General features: G+C 36.3%; 25 protein-coding genes and 2 other annotated features. Of the genes, 5 read left to right on the top strand and 20 right to left on the bottom strand.

Translation table 11 applies throughout. The annotated features are described in order from the left end of the window. Window positions 1-55: 55 nt before the first annotated feature. From AN161_RS08470 to hmpA, 6 genes are all read right to left on the bottom strand, one after another. Window positions 56-352 carry a rhodanese-like domain-containing protein gene (locus tag AN161_RS08470; RefSeq protein WP_053593919.1) on the bottom strand — a complete coding sequence of 99 codons (297 nt, stop codon included), beginning with the start codon at window positions 350-352 and terminating at the stop codon, window positions 56-58. Between the two features lie 12 nt (window positions 353-364). Continuing rightward, window positions 365-706, bottom strand: coding sequence for a rhodanese-like domain-containing protein (locus tag AN161_RS08465; RefSeq protein WP_053593918.1), 342 nt, complete (start codon window positions 704-706; stop codon window positions 365-367). A 43-nt stretch (window positions 707-749) separates the two neighbouring features. Further along, the gene (locus AN161_RS08460; RefSeq protein ID WP_053593917.1) at window positions 750-1,010 is read right to left on the bottom strand and encodes a metal-sensitive transcriptional regulator; all 261 of its coding nucleotides are present in this window, start codon (window positions 1,008-1,010) and stop codon (window positions 750-752) included. A gap of 270 nt (window positions 1,011-1,280) precedes the next feature. Next, a complete protein-coding gene (locus AN161_RS08455) occupies window positions 1,281-1,505 on the bottom strand; it encodes a sulfurtransferase TusA family protein (RefSeq protein ID WP_053593916.1) in 225 nt (74 codons plus the stop codon). A 17-nt stretch (window positions 1,506-1,522) separates the two neighbouring features. Then, the gene (locus AN161_RS08450; protein WP_053593915.1) at window positions 1,523-2,584 is read right to left on the bottom strand and encodes a YeeE/YedE family protein; all 1,062 of its coding nucleotides are present in this window, start codon (window positions 2,582-2,584) and stop codon (window positions 1,523-1,525) included. A 183-nt stretch (window positions 2,585-2,767) separates the two neighbouring features. Further along, complete coding sequence (hmpA, locus tag AN161_RS08445) at window positions 2,768-3,934, bottom strand: NO-inducible flavohemoprotein (protein ID WP_053593914.1); 1,167 nt, start codon at window positions 3,932-3,934, stop codon at window positions 2,768-2,770. Between the two features lie 190 nt (window positions 3,935-4,124). Here hmpA and AN161_RS08440 point away from each other — a divergent pair, with 190 nt between their 5' ends. Continuing rightward, window positions 4,125-4,562 carry an Rrf2 family transcriptional regulator gene (locus AN161_RS08440; RefSeq protein ID WP_049663205.1) on the top strand — a complete coding sequence of 146 codons (438 nt, stop codon included), beginning with the start codon at window positions 4,125-4,127 and terminating at the stop codon, window positions 4,560-4,562. Window positions 4,563-4,615: 53 nt separating this feature from the next. Here AN161_RS08440 and AN161_RS08435 read toward each other — a convergent pair whose 3' ends face one another. The 5 genes from AN161_RS08435 to AN161_RS08415 form a co-directional block, all read right to left on the bottom strand. After that, window positions 4,616-5,596, bottom strand: coding sequence for a GNAT family N-acetyltransferase (locus AN161_RS08435; protein WP_053593913.1), 981 nt, complete (start codon window positions 5,594-5,596; stop codon window positions 4,616-4,618). Between the two features lie 257 nt (window positions 5,597-5,853). Further along, window positions 5,854-6,231 carry a VOC family protein gene (locus AN161_RS08430; RefSeq protein WP_053593912.1) on the bottom strand — a complete coding sequence of 126 codons (378 nt, stop codon included), beginning with the start codon at window positions 6,229-6,231 and terminating at the stop codon, window positions 5,854-5,856. Then, window positions 6,228-6,665 carry a DUF1801 domain-containing protein gene (locus tag AN161_RS08425; RefSeq protein ID WP_053593911.1) on the bottom strand — a complete coding sequence of 146 codons (438 nt, stop codon included), beginning with the start codon at window positions 6,663-6,665 and terminating at the stop codon, window positions 6,228-6,230. The genes AN161_RS08430 and AN161_RS08425 overlap by 4 nt, the downstream gene beginning before the upstream one ends. 306 nt (window positions 6,666-6,971) lie before the next feature. After that, window positions 6,972-7,628, bottom strand: a complete 657-nt coding sequence (locus AN161_RS08420; RefSeq protein WP_053593910.1) for a YdeI/OmpD-associated family protein — start codon at window positions 7,626-7,628, stop codon at window positions 6,972-6,974. 126 nt (window positions 7,629-7,754) lie between these two features. Beyond that, a complete protein-coding gene (locus tag AN161_RS08415; protein ID WP_053593909.1) occupies window positions 7,755-8,249 on the bottom strand; it encodes a DUF1648 domain-containing protein in 495 nt (164 codons plus the stop codon). Between the two features lie 311 nt (window positions 8,250-8,560). On the opposite strand from AN161_RS08415, the gene AN161_RS08410 reads away from it, so the two are divergent. Continuing rightward, entirely contained in the window at window positions 8,561-10,255 is a 1,695-nt protein-coding gene (locus tag AN161_RS08410) for a methyl-accepting chemotaxis protein (RefSeq protein WP_053593908.1), read from the top strand. A 310-nt stretch (window positions 10,256-10,565) separates the two neighbouring features. Here AN161_RS08410 and AN161_RS30980 read toward each other — a convergent pair whose 3' ends face one another. The 4 genes from AN161_RS30980 to AN161_RS08400 all read right to left on the bottom strand — a co-directional run bounded on the left by AN161_RS30980 (window position 10,566) and on the right by AN161_RS08400 (window position 12,112). Beyond that, a complete protein-coding gene (locus tag AN161_RS30980; RefSeq protein ID WP_277815930.1) occupies window positions 10,566-10,730 on the bottom strand; it encodes a hypothetical protein in 165 nt (54 codons plus the stop codon). Between the two features lie 47 nt (window positions 10,731-10,777). Then, complete coding sequence (locus AN161_RS30975) at window positions 10,778-10,939, bottom strand: HD domain-containing protein (RefSeq protein ID WP_277815929.1); 162 nt, start codon at window positions 10,937-10,939, stop codon at window positions 10,778-10,780. A gap of 152 nt (window positions 10,940-11,091) precedes the next feature. Next, window positions 11,092-11,841 carry an HAD-IIB family hydrolase gene (locus AN161_RS08405; protein WP_053593907.1) on the bottom strand — a complete coding sequence of 250 codons (750 nt, stop codon included), beginning with the start codon at window positions 11,839-11,841 and terminating at the stop codon, window positions 11,092-11,094. Continuing rightward, the gene (locus AN161_RS08400) at window positions 11,825-12,112 is read right to left on the bottom strand and encodes a hypothetical protein (protein ID WP_053593906.1); all 288 of its coding nucleotides are present in this window, start codon (window positions 12,110-12,112) and stop codon (window positions 11,825-11,827) included. The genes AN161_RS08405 and AN161_RS08400 overlap by 17 nt, the downstream gene beginning before the upstream one ends. 226 nt (window positions 12,113-12,338) lie before the next feature. Then, window positions 12,339-12,576 (top strand) — a binding site (T-box leader). Between the two features lie 127 nt (window positions 12,577-12,703). On the opposite strand from AN161_RS08400, the gene AN161_RS08395 reads away from it, so the two are divergent. Continuing rightward, window positions 12,704-14,275, top strand: coding sequence for a 2-isopropylmalate synthase (locus AN161_RS08395; RefSeq protein ID WP_053593905.1), 1,572 nt, complete (start codon window positions 12,704-12,706; stop codon window positions 14,273-14,275). Window positions 14,276-14,325: 50 nt separating this feature from the next. Here the strand turns inward: AN161_RS08395 and metG are convergent, their stop codons facing one another. From metG to rsgA, 4 genes are all read right to left on the bottom strand, one after another. Continuing rightward, window positions 14,326-15,960, bottom strand: coding sequence for a methionine--tRNA ligase (gene metG, locus AN161_RS08390; protein WP_053593904.1), 1,635 nt, complete (start codon window positions 15,958-15,960; stop codon window positions 14,326-14,328). A gap of 167 nt (window positions 15,961-16,127) precedes the next feature. Then, window positions 16,128-16,521: a binding site (T-box leader), on the bottom strand. 147 nt (window positions 16,522-16,668) lie between these two features. Next, window positions 16,669-17,316, bottom strand: a complete 648-nt coding sequence (locus tag AN161_RS08385; protein ID WP_053593903.1) for an HAD hydrolase-like protein — start codon at window positions 17,314-17,316, stop codon at window positions 16,669-16,671. A gap of 52 nt (window positions 17,317-17,368) precedes the next feature. Continuing rightward, on the bottom strand, window positions 17,369-17,797 hold the full coding sequence (gene fosM, locus AN161_RS08380; RefSeq protein ID WP_053593902.1) for a FosM family fosfomycin resistance protein: 429 nt from the start codon (window positions 17,795-17,797) through the stop codon (window positions 17,369-17,371). Window positions 17,798-17,876: 79 nt separating this feature from the next. After that, on the bottom strand, window positions 17,877-18,947 hold the full coding sequence (rsgA, locus tag AN161_RS08375; RefSeq protein ID WP_053593901.1) for a ribosome small subunit-dependent GTPase A: 1,071 nt from the start codon (window positions 18,945-18,947) through the stop codon (window positions 17,877-17,879). A gap of 960 nt (window positions 18,948-19,907) precedes the next feature. On the opposite strand from rsgA, the gene AN161_RS08370 reads away from it, so the two are divergent. Next, window positions 19,908-20,837: a polyprenyl synthetase family protein gene (locus AN161_RS08370; RefSeq protein ID WP_053593900.1), complete on the top strand. Its 930-nt coding sequence runs from the start codon at window positions 19,908-19,910 to the stop codon at window positions 20,835-20,837. A gap of 3 nt (window positions 20,838-20,840) precedes the next feature. On the opposite strand, the gene AN161_RS30135 is transcribed toward AN161_RS08370, so the two are convergent. Next, window positions 20,841-21,014, bottom strand: a complete 174-nt coding sequence (locus AN161_RS30135) for a hypothetical protein (RefSeq protein WP_198926860.1) — start codon at window positions 21,012-21,014, stop codon at window positions 20,841-20,843. A gap of 69 nt (window positions 21,015-21,083) precedes the next feature. Here AN161_RS30135 and AN161_RS08365 point away from each other — a divergent pair, with 69 nt between their 5' ends. After that, complete coding sequence (locus AN161_RS08365) at window positions 21,084-23,363, top strand: ATP-binding protein (protein ID WP_053593899.1); 2,280 nt, start codon at window positions 21,084-21,086, stop codon at window positions 23,361-23,363. Window positions 23,364-23,367: the final 4 nt, after the last annotated feature.

Raw genomic sequence — 23,367 nt, 5'->3', positions numbered from 1 at the left:
TGGGTATTATTTTTACTAAAAAATATAGTAAGCTGTACAGGCCCCCTACATTTTCTTACTTTACTTCACCTTCCCAAGCGAGCATGCCACCGACCATATTGGATACATCGAAGCCTTGGCTTTCTAAAAATTGAGTAGCACTACCACTGCGACCACCTGATCGACAGACCATTACATATGGTTCATTTTTATTTAGCTCATGCATACGAAATTCAAGTAAGCCTAGTGGAATATGAATAATACCCGGAATATGTCCAGACTCCACTTCGTCTACTTCGCGTACGTCGATTAAATTTAATGCCTGGCCTTGCTCTAAAGCCTGTTGTACTTCCTTTGCTGAAATTGCCTTCATTCTATTTTCCTCCTAATATGCGCTCATACCACCACGGACATTTGTTACACGCTCAAATCCTTGTTTTTTTAATTGCTTACAAGCCTGACTACTGCGCATTCCACTTTGACAAATGACCACTATCTCTTTATCTTTCGGTAATTTATCAAAACTTGAACCAAGCGGAATGTTTTTAAATTGCGGGATATTACGACCCTTGTACTCTGCTGGTGTCCGCACATCGATAAAAACTTTATCCTTATCATTCAAAATATTTTTCAATTGTGCCGCCGATATTGACTGCACCCCTTTCGTTGGCTTCATTCGCCAAACGAAAAATGCTATCACAACAGCAAGTATAATCCACGTTCCCAAGTAACACCGCCTCCTCCCACATACTATTCAGGGTATATAAAATTTATCTGCTTTTCACGACTAAATCCATCGCATCTTGGATGGCCGTATTCATTTTTTCAGCATCCCCTTCAGCTGTCGTTACACAATCCAATAAATTTTCACTAACGATCACTCCAATAGTTCGATCAACCGCAGAACGCACGGCAGATAGCTGTGTAATCACATCTTTACAGTTTTTTTCTTCTTCCATCATGCGCAAAACACCACGTAATTGACCTTCTATCCGCTTCACTCGATTAGCTGTTTTTGTACCGTAAGCCATACTGTTCATGCCTCCTTTCAAAACGATCGATTGAACTTGCTTACGTGATTCATAATATACCCCATTAGGTATGTTGTCAACATGAAAGCTCGAATTTTTCTTAAACGTCGTTACAATGTTATTTCCCTCTTGTAACTACGTTTTATCCGTCACTTTCAAGTTGTTATCCTCATCTTCTTATCTTTCAGTTACAAAAAAAGCGAGAAATTCGACGATTCTATCATCGAATTTCTCGCTTAAATATACTTTATAGCACATTGCTATGAAGGCTTATTTCTTTTTAATAGTAATTGTCCAAGCGGCTTCACCAACTTGTTCATACTCTGTTACCTCGTGCCCTTCTTCAGCAGCCCAACGAGGAATGGATTCTGTACCTTGTGTGCAATCAAATTGCACTTCTAATTCATCGCCTGAATGTAAGTCTTTTATAGCTTCTTTTGCTTCTACTAAAGGAAATGGACAAACCATCCCCATTACTTCTAATATTTTTTTCATATGAAAACACTCCTTTTTTACGCTGTTATTACTTGTGCAGCTTGCTTAGCTTTTTTACTTGGCCGAACGAATACAAAGTAAGATGCTGTCCATGTACCTAAAATCATAAACCCTAATGAAATCCAACCTTGCCAAGTCATCATTGCTGTCATCACCAATCCATTACCAATTGAGCAACCCCCTGCTAAACCTGCGCCGAACCCCATCATAAGTCCACCATAAAAGCTGTTAATCGCCGTTTTTGTATCAGGGATACGGAATCTAAATTCGCCACTCATTTTTGCTGCGAATAATGACCCTAAGAAAATTCCTAGTACTAGGAAAACACCCCAGTTGATAAAGCTAATTTCTCCTGTCACCAAAAATTGCAAAATATTAGCAGAAGGTGTTGTAATTCCTAACCCACCTATACGACCAGTAGCAACACTTAATGGCCATGCTAAAGTTGCAATCACACCAATAATTGTTGCAGTTATAAATGGATTCCAACGTTTTTCAAATAAAATATGTGCTAATCCCGTTTTTTTCGGCTTTAACCCCGGGATTTTCAATCGTGGCTTCTTTAGCTCACGGTAAACGATAAATGCAACAGCTACTACAAAAATCGTTATAATCAACCAGTTGTTTACGCCAATTGTCTCGGCAATAGAATTAGTTTCAATGCTCGTTTCTTTAATAGCCATATCCAATGGCAACAATACGCCTGATTTCATCATTGCTGCTACAAGCATATAACCAGCTAATGCAATCCAACTGCCAATTAAACCTTCTCCTGCCCGATACCAAGTACCTGTTGCACAACCACCAGCTAAAATAATGCCAATTCCAAAAATAAATGAACCAACGATAACAGCTACGATTGGTAAAGAACCAGCATTGAATTCAAATACCTTTAAACTAATTAACGTATATACACCAACACTTTGAATTGCTATCGCAATCAGTAATGCGTAAAACATACGGTTATCTTTTGTCAAATACATATCGCGGAATCCGCCAGTTAAGCAAAAACGACCACGTTGCATAACAAATCCAAGTAAAGCTCCACAAATAAGTCCCGTAATAACCATTTGACCCATCCATCATTCCCCTTCCGATACCATAGTATTCTTATAGGATATATTACCACTAATTTTACTATGAATTCAATTACTTTTTTTTAACTATTTAAAATCTAATGACTTTTTCATACCAATGCACACAAAAACCCCCTGCTACAAGTGCAGAAAGCTGCTTCTTATAACAAGGGGTCATATATTTATTTATTTTGTTAATTGCATTGCTGGTCCAAAGAATTCATAATGAATTTTTTCGTCTTTTACGCCAATTTCATGTAAATTTTCAATGACCGCTTCCATAAAGCCAACAGGTCCACATACGTAAACATCTGCATCATTGGCAACTTTTTCAGCTAATAATTCTTTTGTAATTAGCTTGTCTTCATCTGAATATAACGCTGTGTAAGATGCATTTGGAAGTGCATTCACTTTCTCTTGAATATCATCGCTAAATGTTACAACTTTTTCATTGCGCGCACACTGGATAAAGCTCACTTCATTTGCCGCATTAGCTTCTAGTGATTGTAGCATACTGTTTAATGGCGTTACACCAATACCACCGCTTACAAACGTAATTGGAGCAGAAGCTTCTTCTAAAACAAATAGCCCTGCTGGTACACTTACATCCACTAAATCTCCAACTTGTAATACGTCGTGAACAAAGTTCGAAACTTTACCATTCGGTGTATGATCGCTTTCACGTTTTACTGAAATGCGATAGCCGTCTTCTGCACTTGCTTGTGAAAGTGTATATTGACGGTTCATTAAATACTCTTCGCCTGGTACTTTCACACGGATACTGATATATTGACCTGGCTCATATGCTGGTAGAGGGGAACCATCTTCATTTTCAAAGTAAATAGATGTAACAAGATCACTTTCTACTACTTTTTTCGCCACTTTCAATGGTTTAAATAAGCGCCATCCGCCACTACCCTCTGCTTTTTGATATAGCTCTTCTTCTACTTGAATAAAGATATCTGCAATTACGCCATATGTTTCAGCCCAAGCATTAATGATGTCATCTGTTGCTGCATCACCAAGCACTTCTTTAATTGCTTTTAATAAGTATTCTCCAACAATTGGATAGTGCTCAGGTAAAATACCTAAACTACGGTGTTTATGAGCAATTAACATCACCGCCGGTAAAATAGCTTCTAAATTTTCAATATGAACTGCAGCAGCATAAACTGTGTTTGCTAACGCTGTTTGCTGACGACCTTTTTCTTGGTTTGTATGGTTAAAAATATTCAATAATTCTGGATGAGCTTGAAACATATTTTTGTAAAACGTTTTAGTAATCTCTACACCATGAACTTCTAATACTGGAACTGTCGCTTTAATAATTTGTACTGTTTCTTGTTTTAACATATCGCTTACCACCCTTTCGTGATTACAATATAACGCTTTCAATTTTTTAAAGCAATATATAAAATACATCTTTAACAAAATGGACATAATTAATGTATTTCAAATACATCTTTAAAAAAGTATTGAATTTTTAATACTTCAAAGTAAAAATGCTATACTTATTTTGAACTATAGAAAGTAGGGTGTTCTTATGCGCTTAACTTTATACACAGATTATTCTCTTCGAACACTCATATATTTGGGTGCGAAGGAAGACGGCCAATTATCAACTATCCAAGAAATTTCAGATGCGTATAATATATCGAAAAATCATTTAATGAAGGTGACTCATCAGCTCGGACTACTTGGTTACATCGAAACCATTCGTGGTCGAGGTGGCGGTATACGTTTAGCAATTGATCCAAAAACTATTACAATTGGTGAAATAGTACGTCATACAGAAGAGGATTTTCATCTTGTCGAATGCTTTGATAAAGAAAATAATCTATGTAAAATTGCACCAGAATGCCAGCTGAAAGGCGTATTATACGAAGCACTACAAGCCTATTTAGCCGTCCTAGATCGCTATACTCTAGATGATTTTTTACATTCGAAAGAAAAGTTGATGGCATTGTTGCTTGGCGAATAAAAATACCCGCACAACTCAAAGTTGGACGGGTATTTCTTTATGTCTATATTATTTTACAATGCCTTTGAAAAGAAAATCATATCTAGTGCACGAATTCCATTTTCATAGATTGGCTCTGGGTAATTACTGAAAAAATCTTTTTCAATTGCTTCCATACGAAAACCTGCTTTTTGATAGAAAGCAATATTATCAATACTAGAATTTGCAGTTCCAACTATTATCGTTTTATAACCTTGAGATAGACAAATTGTTGTTATTTGATTTATTGCTTCCTTCCCCAGCCCTTTGCCTTGATACTTCGGTACAATCGCAATATTTTTTAACTCTACTGTCGTATCAGACTGTGCAAGAAGTAACGCTACACCTGCTAACTGCTCACCACATTTTATCTCGTATAATTCACCGTCATTTAAATATTTTCGAACAGCTTCTTCACTTTCATCAGCTAATAATAGTTGTGGTAAATAGTCTTCCCTCACACCTTCTACTTTTTTTAAGGCTGTACGGTATCGAACAAAATCTTCGCGCTCAAAAACATTTAAAACACATGGCTGCTTTTCTTTAACCTCTAACCATGAATGCTCCTGCGGAAAATCATTTTCTACTCCTAATTGAATAAAAGACAACTTCTCCTGAGCCTTTTGTGAACGGATATTAACCTTTCTAGCTCCTGCAAAAACACGCTCTAACCCTAACTCAAAAAATGCTATATCTAAAATTGCAATTTTTGATTCAAGATTATAGCCTTTTCCCCAAAATTCATATCCTAGCCACGAGCCAACATGACAGCTCTTTTTATTGTGATCTATAAACATTAATGCTGTCACACCAATAAATTGTCCTTCCTCATCTAAGACAACACGAGGAACTGTCTTTCCAGCTTCTTCATCCACACATTCACGTTTAATAAAGTTAATCGTATCTTCCACTTTGCCAGCAGGTAACCCTAGTGCATCTCGAACCTGTGGGACGGAAGACAGCGCATGCATGGCTTCAGCATATTTTATTTCGTGTCTCACTAAAGTAACTGCCATATGCTATTCTCCTTTTAACATGATCAAGCCTTATTGCATCGGATTTTTGTATCATCCTCTAGTGGCATAAGAGCTTATTCCATCCGTTTATTCATGTCAATGGCTCATCTCCATAACGTGAGGTTGATTTCCATTCCGACTGGGCGCTTTCCTGGGGCGTCCAGCCTTCACTCCAATCAACTTATATACATGGCATATGTTTTAACAAATGTCATCCCTTACTTTTGGCGATGAGGCATATTCATTTATCCCTAAATTTAATTATACGTTAGTTGCCATGACACACCGAAACGATCCTGGATCCAGGCAAATTTCTTAGAAAATCCATAATTATCAAGTGGCATTAACGCCTGTCCGCCCTCTAAAATTTGAGCAACTAGACTGTCGATTTCTTCTTCAGACTCACATTCCACAAAAATAGAAGTTGATGGTGTAAACGTAAAGTTATGCTGTATTACACTATCATTCACCATCATTTTCAAACCCTTTAAATGAAGAACAGCCATCGCAACTTGTTGTGAGTTTTCCATATAAGTTAAGCTTTCCACCTGTAATTCTGAAAACCATTGTTGATATTGCTGAATAGCTTCATTAGCTTGTCCCTGAAACATTAAAAATGTAGTGGCACTTTTCATTTATTTAACTCCCCTTCATATTTTGTAATCCATTGTGCTGGCGTCATCTTCGAAACAAGCTCTCCAATTAACTCATACGGAATATTTTTAGTGCTTGTAAAACGAATACAGCTTTTCCCCATATTAAGCTTTGTCGGTACTCGCTTCGCATATTCCTCTTGGAACCATGAGAGTAACGCTTGATCTGCGTAAATACCCATATGGTACACTGCAATATGACGTTTTTGTGCAGCAAGACTTATAAAGGGCAAGGGAGTATTTGGTGTGACATGATAGCCCTTCGGATAAGTTGAGAACGGTACAACATAGCTTATCATGTCATAATACATGCTTTGTTCAAAACCCTCTGGTAAGTTACTTTCTACCACATCCACAAGTTTGGCAAAACCCTCCCGCCATTTTTCATCCACTTGTTCAATATATGTGTTTTTCATACTCCACCCTCTTTTCAACAAAGAATTATTACTTGATGTGTTGATCTATTTATATTAATTAGAAGACTCATTCCATAACGTGTGGCTGATTTCCGTTCTGATGTTGCTCGCCCCATGGTTCATCTGTGACACTGATCCCCAGCCTCCACTCCAATCAACTGAAATGTCATGCGTTTTAATAAATATCATACCCAATTTTCGGCAATGAACCAAATTAGAAGAAACTGATTTCCGTTCTACTAGCTCAATGAATATAGCATCATCCATATGACATCTGCAAAAGGAATCAATATGCCTCTTTGTCATTTATGCTTGACCCTCGGCCTTTGCCTTTCGGTATAATTCCTTTGTTTTGTAGCCTAATCTAATAATTTCACGCATCTCCTCTAAACGTGCTATTTGCGTCTCTTCCTTCTTCGCACTATAGATATAACGAGCCCAATCCTTTTGATACCCCGGTGTTAATCCATCATAAAGTGTTAAATCATCTGGATTTTCTGCAAGTGAATCACGCAATTGAGGAACCATTCCTTCATAGTCACTAACGCACTGACTACTCGCTGTCTTCTTCTTGCCGCGTCCCTTACCATCTCTCTTGATGCTTACTATAGAAAATGTCTCATCTAGCGACATAAGACTTGCAAATTTATAATCACTGCCAACAATGTATTTTTCCTCGTCCACTTGAATAGCTGGGAAAATTTCATCGCGATGGATAAACTGTTCATACTTCTTATTATCCTTTTTCGGATAAACAAAAAATAAATAGCCCTGTTCCACGAGATTGTTTGACTTTAGTGCATTTTGTAAAAACGTTACCATTTCATCAATATGAAACACAAAGACAATAATACGATCATATGGTGCATCTCCTGAATGGGAAATCCCCTCTAGTATCAAATCCTGCGGTTGATTCTGAATTGCAATGGATAGTCCATCCTTAAGTTTAAATTTCTTTTGCATAGCTTTGACACCTCTTTTAATTATTAATACAATTTTCTCTTGGTTTTGATAGTATAGCTGATTTAGTGAAATTTTCGTACAAAAAAACGCTCGAACATTTTCTCAAGCGTTTAAGAACTTATTAAGCTACTTTATTTTTGAAGTCGCCACTATACCTTTAATAATCGGAATGGCTGTTCCAATTAGCACTATTGGCAGGAACCACCAACCAAGAGTCTCTGCCTCTCCAAGAGCAATACGTACCACTTGGAATGATATAGCTGCAAATAAAATTAGGCAGCAGTTTTTTACTTCATTTAATATTTTTCGGCTATTTAAATAAAATGCTTCTACATTACTTTCGTTTAAGCGTGCTGGGTAATTATGCATATGGGGAGCTTTTTCAAGTAATCCTAGCAAAATCCATAGAAAGATTCCGATAAACGGAAGAATGAATAATTCCATTTTTGAACCCCAACGATCAACTTCTCCTGCACCATTAAAATGGCCTGGAATCTCCTCTGGTAGTTTGCCCCACATTACAAAAATATAAAGGATGGATAGCACAAAAATCCCGGCACCAATATAGTCCCATATCTTTTCATATTTCGTTTTTGGCAATTTCAAAATCGGTCTATACATCTTCCCACATCCTTGCTCGTTTCTTCATTAATTCTACGTTACTACAATTCATTAAGTTTCAAATTTGTGAAAATTGTCATAATTGTGTGTGTTATATCGTTAACTATCCACCTTCGTTAACCGTAAAATGGCAATTTATTCTGCTTTTTTTATCATTTTATCTACAACTTACTTCCTTCTTAATTCCATTTGTTATAGTGAAAATACTCATAATACTTTGTAAAATTCATATAATCTGATATAAATGGTATATACATATTTCATTTTTTTGTAACATTTCTACTAAATTACTGAGAAAGGAAACTACAACTATGCGATTTACTATCTACAAGAAGTTAATACTCGGTTTTTTTATTGTTATTTTAGTGTTAGTTGGCACAATCGGATTAAATTTTAAACAGCTTAATTCTGTAAACAAGACATATCGTGTGTTACTTGAAGAACAAACAACTAAATCTATTAGTATTCAAGAACTACGCGTGATTGCAAAACAAGAAATTGTAAGTATGAGAGGCTATCTATTACTTGGTGACAAACATAATCTTCAAAGTAATTCGGCTTCACGTGAAGAATTTAAACAGAAATATGATGAATTAATAGCATCATTCGATTCTAAAAAATCTATCGAATTATTTGAGGCTATTAATAAAAGTGAGAAAGATGTCCAACAGTTTGCAGATCGCATGTTTTCATTAAAAGCTGCTGGAGAAACTGAGCAATATGAAAAGCTTGATAGCACACAAGGCCGCCTTATTATTAAACAATTTGATGAACGCGTAGAAAACCTCGCCAACTACCAGGATGAGTATATAGAAGGAAAAATCGCTGCTACAGCAAAAGAGATTCAAGCTATTAAATTCCAAATGATTATTCTTGGAGTGTTTGCTGTCGTCGTTAGTCTGATAATTGCTATTGTGATGGGAAGCATTATTTCTCGTCCTATCAAAGGTATGGCAAAGGCTGCAAAGAAGATTGCTGAGGGCGATTTAACGGCTGAACAAATTCACATTAAAAATCGTGATGAGGTGGGTGATTTAGGACTTGCCTTTAATCAAATGGCGCTAAATTTAAAGGATCTTATTACAAATGTACGTCATAACACCGTACAGGTAAGTGGCTCCGCTGCTGAGTTAACCGCAAGTGCTGAACAAACTATCCAAGCGACAGAGCAAATTACTTCCTCCATACAAGAAGTAGCAAGCGGTTCCGAAGCTCAAGGCAAAAATGCTACTGAAAGCTCAGACGCTATGAAAAATATGACAAACGGCATTCAACAATTAGCTACAACTACAGCTGCCGTTTCTGAGCTTGCTATAGAGACAAATACTGAAGCTAATAAAGGAAATGAATCACTACACCGCGTTATTGCACAGATGGACACAATTAATACAGCAGTTTTAGAGTCTGCTAGCGTTGTAAAAAACTTAGAAAGCCATTCCGTTGAAATCGGTAATATTATTGGCCTCATTACGGATATCGCAGAGCAAACAAATTTACTAGCATTGAATGCTGCAATTGAGGCAGCACGTGCAGGGGATCATGGCCGTGGCTTTGCAGTAGTTGCAAACGAAGTGAAAAAATTAGCGGAGCAATCCAAGAAATCAGCGGAACAAATTGCAACTTTGATTTCAGAAATCCAACAAGATACAAACCGTGCCGTAACTGTCATGGATACTGGTACACAAGAGGTACAGGTGGGTATGCAAGTTGTAAAAGTAGCTGAGGAAGGCTTCTCAAAAATCGTTGAACTGATTGAACAAGTATCCAAGCAAATTCAAGAAGCAACGACAGTTTCTGAAGAAATGTCATCAAATGCTGAGCAAATTTACGCATCCTTCGATGAAATAGCAACGATCGCACAAACGTCTTCTGCTAATTTGCAAAATGTAGCTTCTGCATCTGAGGAACAACTAGCAACTATTGAAGAAGTTGCCGCTTCTGCTGCTACGCTATCAAATATGGCCGAGGAATTACAAACACAGGTTTCTCGTTTTAAAGTGGAGTGAAAATGATAAGAGTAGGCGTTCAGTATTGATTAACATTACAACCCTTAACCCAGATTTATTAACAAAATAATAGCACTAATTTCAAGGTTACCAAAATCAAGATTTGTTGATTATCAAACATATTTTGATAATCTATTTCATTGACAAATTAACTTTTTATAAAAAAATCCTCCCAACTTGTAATTAAATATAAGTTGGGAGGAAACTTCGAATCTAGTATATGTCATTCAATGATTTCATTTATTAAAACCTACCTGCCTTAATTTCTCAGCACCTTCCGCTTCAATAAGATCCTTGAGCTCAGTTAACACTACGTCAAATTCAGTATGTTTTCCGAGCAAAAATGTCGTTTCATGCTCAATCGGTACCCATGTTTCAATGGCAGCTTCATTGTCTGTATTTGTACTTCAAGTTTATCTAATGCATTTGCCACTTTCGCTTCATATGTATCTTTATACTCAAATTCAAACCACAAATCATAAAACTGATGCCAGTGTCATTGCCTAGCATATCTCTTATTTTCTAAATCGCTAGAATTTCATTTTGTCTCTTTTCTGCTTTTAGCGTAGCATTATTCATCGTATCAAATGCTGGAATATCAGTTGCATAAACCTCTACTAAATCATGTATAATAATTATTTTTAATAGACGTTCACTATTAATTTTTTTGCGGTAAATGTTCATCTATAACCATCGCCATTAATGCAACTCGCTATGTATTCTCGGCTACACTTTCCTGTCTTCTTTCTGAAAGCCACTATGTCATAGCCCATGTTTCAAGCCTTCCGACTCATGCAAAAGTTTTTCACGTTACGTAAATCCATGGTCGGTACCCCTTATTTGTACTTTTCATTTAACGTATTTAGCATGTCAATTACTGCTACCTCGTCACTTGGTACTTGTAAGGACGCAAGCTCACGTACCTTATGCTCACCTACACAAATGCTTTCTTTCGCCTTTACAAACATGGATGCATCGTTCGCATCATTCCCAAACGCGATAAATCCACCTTCAGCGACACCTAATTTCATTAAGCCATTCCATTTATCAATGCCATTAGGACTCATATCTACAATATTTTCTGCACTATGCTCGTATAATGAAATAGGCAACTGCTGTAATTCAGCTAATATTTCTTTATGTTGCTCTCCAGGAAATAAAACAATTTTTACGATATCTTTTAGTTCATGTAATGACACGTTTTTCGCAAGTTTTAGTGGATCTAAATTTTGATGAATTGGATGTGCCTCACTACCTGTATACGCATAATCCCAATCACCATCAACTAAATATGGCAGTTGAAATGCCAACATAATGTTTTGAATCGCTTCTACAATTTCCCCTGTAAATGCAGTTACCTCAACAGTTTCTCCGTTCTGTGCAACAAATGCACCATTTCCCCCTACCATTGGGAACTTCCGCATGGTTTCCGGTAATACAGGTAATAAATCACGAATCGGACGAGCTGATGCAAAAATGATTTCATGGCCATTCTCGATGCAAGCTTCTAGAGCATTAGTAATTCCCTTACTTAATGGTTGACCCTTAAAACAAATCGTACCGTCTAAATCAAATACAAATTTCATAGTCACGCCTTCTTTCTAAACTGTTAATTCCCCTTTTATTATCCCATAAAAATTTACATTCATTGTGAAAATAATGATTATTATCATAACGTGGGGCTGATTTCCGTTCCAACTGGGCGCTTTGTAGCTGTCGCTTCACTTTCGCTACAGAAAACAGTTGTTGCTGACGCTTCGCTTTCGCGCAGAGCAAAGCTTCCTGGGGGGCATCCGATGAACTACTTCGCTTCCCGCTCCAGGGTCTAATCTGTGACGCTGATTCACAAGGAGTCACCCAGCCTCCACTTCATCAACTTATATCAATTTCGCCTTGGCGTAATTGCGTCCGGAGGCTTTATCAAATACCATCCCAGCTATTGTTTATGAGCCAAAATTAAGGGGGTTTTTTGGTTATCAGACGATTGATAATTATCGCCCCTATACAAGACAGAAAAGAAATAATTTTTAGAATATTATTGACATTCAGGTGATATCCAAGTATTATTGCTTTCAACAACACATTGTAGGCCAAGATTGGAAAAAGTAGAAATGCAAGTGTACTTGTAGAGAGTCGGTGGTTGGTGCAAACCGATAGGCACACATTTTGAACTCGTCCATGAGCTACTCCCTGAACCTTGAGTAAGGGATGTCGGTTTCCTCCGTTAACAGGATAGACAGTGATAGCTGTCGATAAGGGGACTTTTTCTGTAAAGAGAAGGTCAATTAGAGTGGTACCGCGAGCATAAACTCGTCTCTATATTTTTATATAGAGGCGGGTTTTTTTTATTTATTGGCCTAAGTGTAGGTTTCATCTCTAGCAGAGCAAATAATGCAATGCAGAGTCAACATTAATAAAAAGTCAACTACTAAAAAGGAGTGTTTGAAAATGGGAAGAAAAATTTGGGTGTTTGATACAACTTTACGTGATGGCGAGCAAGTGCCTGGTGCAAAACTGAATTTATACGAAAAAGTAGAGATTGCACAGCAACTCAAAAAATTAGGCGTCGATATTATCGAAGCTGGTTTCCCTGCTTCATCACAAGGTGATTTTGATGCAGTTAAAGCTGTCGCACAAAAAGTTGGTCATACAAGTGACATTATGATTACTGCTTTAGCACGTGCTGTACAGGCAGATATTGATGCTGTTTATAACGCTGTAAAATACGCTGAAAATCCTATGATTCATATGGTGCTTGGTACTTCTGATATTCATGTTGAGAAAAAATTTAGCAAATCTAAGGATCAAATTCTACAAATTGGCGTTGATGCAGTAAAATATGCGAAAACTCTTCTACCACAAGTCCAATACTCAACAGAAGACGCATCTCGTTCAGATTTCGAGTATCTTTGGAAAACAATTGAAGCCGTAATGAAGGCTGGTGCAACAATGATTAATGTACCTGACACAGTCGGCTTTGCAGAGCCAGAAGAATTTGGAGCGATGATTTATAAACTAAATGACCGCATGAAAAACTTAAACGATAGCGTTTTACTAAGTGTTCATTGCCACAATGATCTTGGTATGGCAACTGCTAACACGCTTGCTGCGATTAAAAATGGCGCTGATAAAGTAGAATGTACCATTAACGGCATTGGTGAACGCGCAGGTAATGCAGCATTAGAAGAAGTCGTAATGGCGTTGAAAACACGTAGCTCTGTATACAATGCTGCGACACGTATCAACACAAGAGAAATTATGAATACGTCTCGTCTTGTTTCTAGCTTTATGGGCTTAGACGTACAAGTAAACAAAGCCATTACTGGAGATAATGCTTTTGCCCATTCCTCGGGTATTCATCAAGATGGCCTTCTGAAATCTCGTGATGCCTATGAAATTGTGCATCCAGAAGATGTAGGTCTTGATGATATGGAGCTAGTTCTTACAGCTCGCTCTGGGCGTCACGCCGTGAAAAATGCCCTTGAAAAACTTGGCTTTTCAAATCTTTCTACAGATGAATTTGAAGGAATCTTCGAAGGCTTCTTGAGGCTTGCCGATGCGAAGAAAGAAGTATACGATCACGATTTATACGTTATTGTTGAAAGCTATTATGAAAAACATGACGCCAACAATGCGAATGCCACTCATTATAGTGATCAATTCTTTGATTTCGATGATTTACAAGTCGTCAGCAACGCAAGCTTCCCTTCAGCAAGTGTAAAAGTTCGTAAAGGTGACGAGGTTTTTAAAGCAAGTGCAGTTGGATCAGGTCCAATTGATGCCCTGTATTCAGCCATCGCAGAAATTACAAACATTGATGTGAAACTTGTGGAATATAATATCAATAGTGTTTCTCGTGGTAAAGAAGCGCTTGGTAAAGTAAAAATAACAATCGAGCATGAAGGTGAAAAGTATATCGCAAAAGCTGCGGATACAGATATATTAAAAGCGAGTGCGCTAGCTTATATTAATGCCATCAATAGTATTGTGGTTGCTAAATTAACGCCTGTTATGAACTAAATAGTCGAAAGCAGTATGACAATATTAAGTCATACTGCTTTCGTATTTTCCTATCGACTGTCCTTCACTAACTTTTGATACTCCTCTTCAATCAATTCAACATCAAGACGTTCAAACAGTGGTGTCACTTCGCTAATGCTTTCTGGTAAGTCCACTTGCTCATGCCACATCACTTCATTGATCCCTAACATTTTTCTCACCTTCTCAGCTGAGAACGGTAAAAATGGATGTAATAGCTGTCCAAGATTTGCAATAATATAAACACATGTTGCTAATGTTCGATTTCCAGCTTCCACATTCTCTTTCACCTGTAGCCATGGCTGTTGCTCATCAAAATAACGATTTGCTGCACGAATATATTCAAAAATGGCCTCTAAAGCTTGTTTGAAATGACCTGCTTCTATATGAATTCCAACCTCATTAAAGAGCTGAATCGTTTGTTTTCGAATAGTCCCATCTACCTTAGCATGGGGCACTTGACGATCAAACGATTTCTCTAAAAACTTCAATGTACGATTGACAAAATTACCATAAGCGCCAAGTAATTCGCCATTATGACTATAAATAAATTCTCGCCAAGAGAAATCAGTATCACGATTTTCTGGTGCATTCATTGTTAAAAAATAACGAATAGAATCTGCATCGTATCGACTCAAAATATAAGGCACCCACACCGCCCAATTTTGGCTCGTCGATAATTTTCGTTTTTCTAATGTTAAATATTCGTTTGATACAATATGTGTAGGTAAGGCCTTTGCTCCTATCCCGATTAGAATGGCTGGCCATATAACTGTATGGAATGGAATATTATCCTTACCATGCACATAATACGAAGTCGTTTCTTCATTCCACAAATCTTCAATAGCTATTTGATGCTGCTTTGCCCATTCAATACTCGCTGTTAAGTAACCTGCTACTGCTTCAATCCACACATATATTTTTTTGCCTTCAAAGCCTGGGACTGGCACATCTATTCCATTTGGTAAATCCCTTGTTACAGCGCGGTCTGGAACCCCTTCTGCCAAGTAACGCTCTGTTAAACCTAAAGCATTGTCACGCCAGCGTTTTTCTGCCTTTGCCTCTGCTAAATAAGTCTCCAGCCTCCCTTGAAACTGACTAAATGCAAAATAAAAATGCTCTGTCTCCTTGATAATTGGCTCATTCCCACAAATTTTACAGCGTTTATCGATTAAATCGAGTGGGTCTAAAATTGTTGAGCAATTATCACATTGGTCACCACGTGCCTTCGCACCACAGTTTGGACAAATCCCCTCTACAAATCGGTCAGGCAAAAACTGCTTGTCCGTTTCACAATAAGCTTGTTCAATTTTCTTTTTGTATAAAAAATTATTCGCTAGTAGCTGTAAAAAAATCGTCTGAACCGATTCATGATGGTGCTGCGCATCTGTTCTCGTATACAAATCATAGGTAAATCCTAAATCATTAAAGCATCCTGTAAACTCCTCGTGATAATGATTAGCAATTGCTTCCGTTGTCGTATTTTCCTGTGCAGCCCGAATAGAAATCGGTGTACCATTACAGTCACTACCCGACACATATAATACCTTCTCGCCCTTTTGTCGGTAATATCTAGCCAAAATATCACCTGGTAATAATGCGGCGACATGCCCTAAATGCAAAGAACCATTTGCATATGGCCACGCGCCTCCAATAACAATCGTCATCCTAAGTTGCTCCCCTCAAAAAAATTGTAAAAAGTGTAAGGTGTGTTAATTAACCATTTTTATTCATCCCAATTAATCAGAATCTTTTTACCGATCAATAATAAATCTATATTTCCCTAATCAACACACCTGAAAAAAGTGTATAAAAAAACGCCCTAATCAAAATTGATTAGGACGAGTATACCCGTGTTACCACCTATATTTACAAATAGCTCACACTATTTGCCTCCATCAGTACGTCTCATTTCATTTTATCAATTATGCCTCGGCATAATTGCGTCCGGAATCGGCTTTGTGCTCGCACAAAGAACTCCTTTCCGATTCTGTGACATCCGCCGGAGGCTTACTTCTTTGAGCAGGTGTTTAAACACCTGCTCAAAGAAGTGAGAGATACTGTCGCTGTTGTAACGAGTGCCCATCTCGTCGTAATCTACTCGCAAACTTGCTTTCGGTACGAAGCTCAAAGGTCATTTTCCAAAGGGGGCATTTACCTCATTTCCACCAACAGAGGCTCTCTATATAATACTTACCCAATTTACTTTTCCTTATCAATGCTTTTACTATAGATTTCCACCATTTTACTCTTTCTTCTCTTGAATTGCAATGTATGTCGATAAATGACTGAAAGTTCTCGATAAAATGAAAAAGTTAGGCGATAAATCAAAAAAGTTGGGTGATAAATCAGAAAATGTAGTCGATAAAAAAATTTTATCCTAGTTTTATATAAAGTAGCTCTTTCAAATCATCTATGACTATGTCTGCTTTTTGTAATTCCGTCTCCTGCGCAAAGTCAAAGCGTACGCCCACTGAGAGCAACTGATTGTCTTGAGCTGCCTGAATATCAGAAGAACGATCACCAACAACTGCCCCGCGTTGAATGGCATTTTCCTCGATTACCTTTTTCACTAAATCAGATTTATGACCGCTCGAAATGGACTGAATACTATATGTACCTTTAATAAAGCGCTGTAATTGATAGGTTTCTACTATTGCTTGTAAATATTCAGTTTGTCCATTACTGGCTATGAATAAATCATAGTTTTCTGCCAAAGTAGCAAGTGTTTGCTCTGCATTTGGATACAATGCGCCCTGGCGATTACGTACTTGCTCAATAAGTTTAACATGGAATAATGCATTGCTTTCTTCGCGTGTCTCTAATGTGTGCATTGGGCATAACGTTTCCCAGACAACAGGTAATGGAACACCCATAATTTCTCGGTATTTCTCTATCGGTGTTTCTCCCTGCCACATGCCCTTTGCACGTAACACATCGAACGTTGCCGATAGTGCTGGCTCTAATATTAGGTTTGTTTGAAATAAAGTACCATCCATATCAAAAATAATAGCTTTTTTCATAAAATCACCCCTTCTACTATTATCAACGTTTTCATTAGAAGGAGTGTTGCAACTATAAGACATCAAAAAACTCCATATGCATTTTTTCCTTCTTATAATAATCCAATCGATCCTGTAAGGTCCCTGTATGAAATTCGAATTTATGACCGTCTGGATCCGTGAAGTAAATCGATTTTTTATCCCGCACATCTCTTTGTCTGCCTTCTAGAATATTGACATTAAGTTGGATTAGCTTTTCATACATTTTGTCATAATCGTCCTCCTGGATAGAAAACGCTATATGTGTATAGGATTGATGTATTTCATTGCGTGGAATATCCTGTTCTACATTCAGGGCAAGCCACAGCCCATTTACATCAAAATAGGCTGTACTTTTCCCCTTCACTAGTAATTTTGCGTCAAAAACCTTTTCATAGAATGCAATGGATTTTTCAAGATTTGAAACTGAAAATAATAAATGATTTATGTTTTGGATTGTCATGCGTGTGCCTCCAACTTTGAAATCGCTGATAAAAGTGTGATTCTCGCCGATAACCTTTAACCCTCATATCAAGTTTCGTTTAATTTGATTTTTTTCCTTTCTTCCCCTTCGCAATTTGCTTTGATTTGCGTTGCTCATTTAGTTTTGCCTGTGCATTTGCTTTTCGTTCAATAAAAGCAAGCTCTCTTTGCAATTTAAAGTAGCTTTGGAGACGTGATTGTTCAAGCACACCATCTGTAATGGCTTGCTGTACAGCACAATGTGGCTCCTTCTTATGTGTGCAATCCCTGTAATGACAGGCTGTAGAAAGTTCCTCAATATCCTTAAAACTAGAGGATAAGCTGTCACTCTCCCATAATTGTAACTCTCGCATTCCGGGTGTATCAATTAAACAACCACCACCTGGCAATAAAACTAATTCACGATGTGTTGTTGTATGGCGCCCCTTCGCATCATCTTCACGAATACCCGAAACCTTCATAAGCTCCTCGCCACTTATTGCATTAGTCAATGTGGATTTCCCTGCGCCAGAAGAGCCAAGTAATGCTCCTGTCACACCTTCCGTAAATAACACACGAATATCTTCTAAGCCCTCACCTGACAGAGCACTAGTCACAAAAATATCCACACCAAACGCTACAGATTCAACCTCACGTATTTTACTAGAAACATCTTCACAGAGATCAGCCTTCGTCAATACAATGATTGGCTTTGCTCCTGAATCCCACGCTGCAACTAAATAGCGTTCTAAACGGCGAATATTAAAGTCGGCATTTAAGCTCATCACTAGAAGCACGATATCAACATTCGATGCTACAATCTGCTCTTGTACTTCCCCCCCGGCGGCCTTGCGGGAAAAGACTGATTTTCGTGTAAACAATTTATGAATAATGGCCTTTTCCTCACCAGGCATTTTCTCAACTAGCACCCAATCCCCAACCGCTGGGTAATCCTCACGTGCTAATGATGTATACGCATAATGTCCAGCAATCGTTGCCAGCCACTCTCCTTCTTCAGCCAATACACGATAGGAATGCTTATGTTCTAATGTCACCCTAGCCGGTACACAATTCGCTAGCTTAGCCTCCTGTTTAAATCCAGTCATTTGCTCTTCAAAATATGTTGAAAATCCTAAAGTTGTTAAATTCAATTTGTTTTCCTCCTAAATATGCATATCATTTGTAATCAATTTTGAAAATAAACACAAAAAAACCATGTCTCTGCGCAATTCGGCAGTTACAAGGTTCACAGGCACATTTAAGAGAATATACAAATCACCACAATTGTGATTTAAATACAATGCGTGGTCAATTTATATAATTTAGGCGTGTGAAATTGAACAAACCGAATTGCAGTTCGTTAAAAGCGGCTCTATTCATCATGTCACATCACCTACTTCCGATTTATTTATTCTAATGTAGCAAAATATTCTGAAATTGTCAATTATAAGATTTCTTTTCAAAAGTTCCATCACCATAACGTCTGGGTTATTCTGTTCCGACCGTCGCTTATCTGAGAGCGGCCGATTTGCCTCTTCTGTAATAGGAGTTAGCCGCAAAGGCGTCAATCGATACAGGACACTATATGCTTTTAGCCTTCTTCCCTCTATTGTCTCACTCTGGGTGATTCCAAAGGAGTTGCCAATCCTCCACGCCAATCATATTCTTTTGATGATGAAACTTTAAAAATAGAAATCCTTTTTTCAAAAATCTAAAAAGAGATTACTTAATAAAAAGACAAGTTGACTTTTAACAGGGCATCCCTTTAGAGGACTTTGTACATAATAGATTACTAATACGTTGAACATCTTTCAACAATATACTCGACAAAAGTCTTTCAAATAATAAAAAACTCATAAATTAAAAATGTCCAATAAAGAGATTATCAAAATATGATCCAACAAAAGTTGATTTGGGCACCATTATAAAATGTGTTATCGTAAAAAAACAATTATTAAAGAGGCTTTATAAAGAACTATCTACTAAATATTTAAAACATCTTAACCATTTATAAACAACCATGTTATACTGTAATATACTTACATAATTACTAATATTGTAAAAAATACACTCCCTTACTTACAGACATTTTATAAAGAAAGGAGAAAAATATGAACACTACTTCCCAAAAAGAAATTATGGATTGTGCATCTAATTGGATTATTGAGTCTTTTTTCAATCAGCAATTACAAGATACTGCCATTGAATACATACAATATAAATTCAATCAACCTTTAAGTTTCTCAAAACTAACTGAAATACACTACAACGTTTTTAGAAATGTACATAATAAAAAAGAATTAATAGAAATTCAAACCATTGTAGAACTTATTCTTTTATCAGCTGATATATTGGATGATATTCAAGATAATGATGCTTCGTGTAATCCTTGGAGTAATAAAACCCTTAGTTGTAATTTAAATATTCTACTTGGGTATTTGTTTATAGCTTTCCAAAGAATACACTCTATTGATTGTTCTGATGATGTAAAAATTTTCTTACATAACATTATATACCCATCACTACTTGATGCAATTAATGGGCAACACGCTGATTTAATTAATGACCTTACTACTGAACAAGAGTATTTTGACATGACAGCATTAAAATCAGGGTCTCTCATTTTATTGGCAAATTTACTTGGTGCCGGAAATGTATGCCCAACAACATTTGAAAAAATAAAAGAATACTCATATTATCTCGGCATTATTGCACAAGTAAGAAACGATGTGAATGATGTATTATACACGAAACATAAAAATGATATGAAAGGTAAAAAGAAGACACTTCCTATTTTATATTATCTACACATACAAGATCCGAGGTTTGCATCAATAAAGGAATATTATAATAAAAATGTCTCCTTTGAAGAATTGCTTGATAGTGAACGTCAAACATTACAGCTTTGTATCGATAATGGTGGTGCAATAACATACTGTAAAGTTGTTGAGCAAATATATCTTAAGAAGTTTAAGGATTGTATATATTCTTTAGATATCCCTACTAAGCATAAACATTTACTTCTTACTATCAACGTTTAGAAGTTATTTTGAAGTCCAAGAGATTGAAGCTGGTAGAATAGAAGTATTTGCGCTTTCAAGCGATTTCAGAGTATCCGTAATTATTTTAATTTCATCTGCGGATACCATATTCACCAATTTTTCTTGCCCGACATTACTCGAATTATTTAATAAAAAATGAACTAAATCCATTAACATTTACATTACATCCTTTCAACTATATGTTATTTGTTCTTAAAAACACTATTAATGACAGGAAGCGAAATTATGGTTTTTAAAAAAGTCTTTTTAGTCTTATGTGGTCTATTTATAATTTTACATTTTTATTTATTTTCATTAATGCTCAACCCATATATGGGTATAAATATTTCTAGTAATTCATCTGGTGACTATATAATAACCCAGATTAATAAAAACGATGGATGGGTACGTCATACAGCCGTTTCACCCGGTGATATTATTACAAAGGTTGACGGACAGGCAATCTCTGATGTCTCTATAAACAGTGGCAGCGAAGTAGAAATTACAGATGGTAAATTCACGCAAATATTTGCTATTCCAAAGTTTGAAACAAGACAAACTATTGAAGAACTAATTATTACAAGTATTTTTTCTATACTAGCACTAGTTTTATCAATATTAATGGTTAAATCTCCGAATGCAGTAAATCGATATTTCATTGGATTCTTGTTATCAGCTGCTTTGAGTTTATTTGCTTCGACCGAGTCTGGAAGGGGAGATATTATTGCTAATATCATCATCGCTACTTTTCTGCCACTTGGATCATTGTTTTTAGTTTTATTTATCTTTGCTCTTCTTCATGACAAAGGAATTATTCAGCAACAATCATCTATGTGGTTTAAATTTAATAAAGTTTTATGCACAATTGTCATATTAATCAGAATATCAAATTTATTATATCAAGGACCTATTTCAGCAATTAGTGCAAATTTAATTTTATTTTACTTCTGCGCAAACGTTTTTTTTGTGATTAGCTTATTATGCTATTACTACATAAAAAACACATCTCACGATGGCAAGATTATCCTAAAATGGTTAGTATGGATTAATGTCCTTGCATTCACACCATTTATATTGCTGCATGCATTACCTTTTATACTAAATTTACCTTACTTGGATGACTATGCTGTTGTAATTTCTTTATTTATCATCCCTATTGGCTATTTCTACTTAGCTGTTTCTAAACAATTAATTGATTTAGATTTCATTTCACATCAAATTCCTTATTACTTTTTACTTTCACTTTTACCTGCAAGTACCCTTGCTATAATTATTGTTTATGGCAACTTAAATCTTAATTCTAATATTTTATATTTTTTCTTATTAATTTTTGTAACTGCAAGTATTATTGTTATTTTACTTTTTATCAAAGAGAAAGTGGACTTCATCCTTCGACACCGACTTTGGATGCGGAATGATAGTTTGTCTCAGCAACTTGAATTTTTTATTGAAAAATTATCATCAAGTATGAAAGAAAATGATTTAAAAAATTTGTTTATCAGCCAACTTCAAGAATCATTAGGGCCAAGCATTATTGCTTTTATAACATTTGACTATCTTAAAGACGATTTTCAGTTAGAAGAAATTTCAAGAAACAAACAAGCCATTCACCTTTCTGAAAAATTTAAAGATCTGATGCGTAATCATAAAAATATAGATTTGCTTGAATATCAGGGTTTGTTAGGTATGAGAATTTATACTATCGAATCTACCCATACATATATATGGATTGGCTATAAAAAGAATCAAACCATTTTTAACCTTCATGAAAAAGTATGGTTTATTAATATTGTCAAATATTTAAGGCTCGTATATGAAAACATTTTTGCCGTTGAAAATCTAATTCATTCTATTGAACAAACCAAGCTTCAACAGACACAATCTTCTTCTACGCTATCTCGTTTTTTGTTTCAGCTATCCGAGCAAGAAAGAAAACGTTTAGCAGCTGATCTTCATGATTCTGCTTTACAAGATCAAATTATTTGTTATCGTACACTTGAAAACTTAATAGTTACGAATTTCAATCTTCCGATAGAAACATTGAAGCAATTGAATCAAATAAAGAACGGAATGCAAGATGTCATTCAACAAATTCGAACTACTTGCAATGAGTTACGACCAAATCTAATAGCGGAGGTTGGATTAGCTCTAGCATTAGAAGAATTATGTGCTAAGATGCAGGCGAAAGTTAACTATGAAATAAAATATGATCTTCCTACTAAAATTGAACATTACGATTACAATCTAGAGATTTGCATTTACCGCGTTATTCAAGAGCTTCTCAACAACGCCAATAAACATGCTAAAGCGTCTATCATCTCCCTAAGTTTATGGGAAGATGAAAAAAATATTTATCTTGACTATCGAGACAACGGTAAGGGGTTTACCCCAACTACTACAGCAGCCAATACTACACATACGGGACTAAATGGTATAAAAGAAAGAGTTCATAGTTTTAAAGGAACTATCGTCTTTCTTACAGAAATTGACCATGGTGTAGAAATTCATATAACAATTCCGAGGTGAAAAA

This window comes from Lysinibacillus sp. FJAT-14222, assembly GCF_001278875.1.
Lineage (GTDB): Bacteria > Bacillota > Bacilli > Bacillales_A > Planococcaceae > Lysinibacillus > Lysinibacillus agricola.
This window is presented reverse-complemented; position numbering and strand designations above follow the sequence as displayed.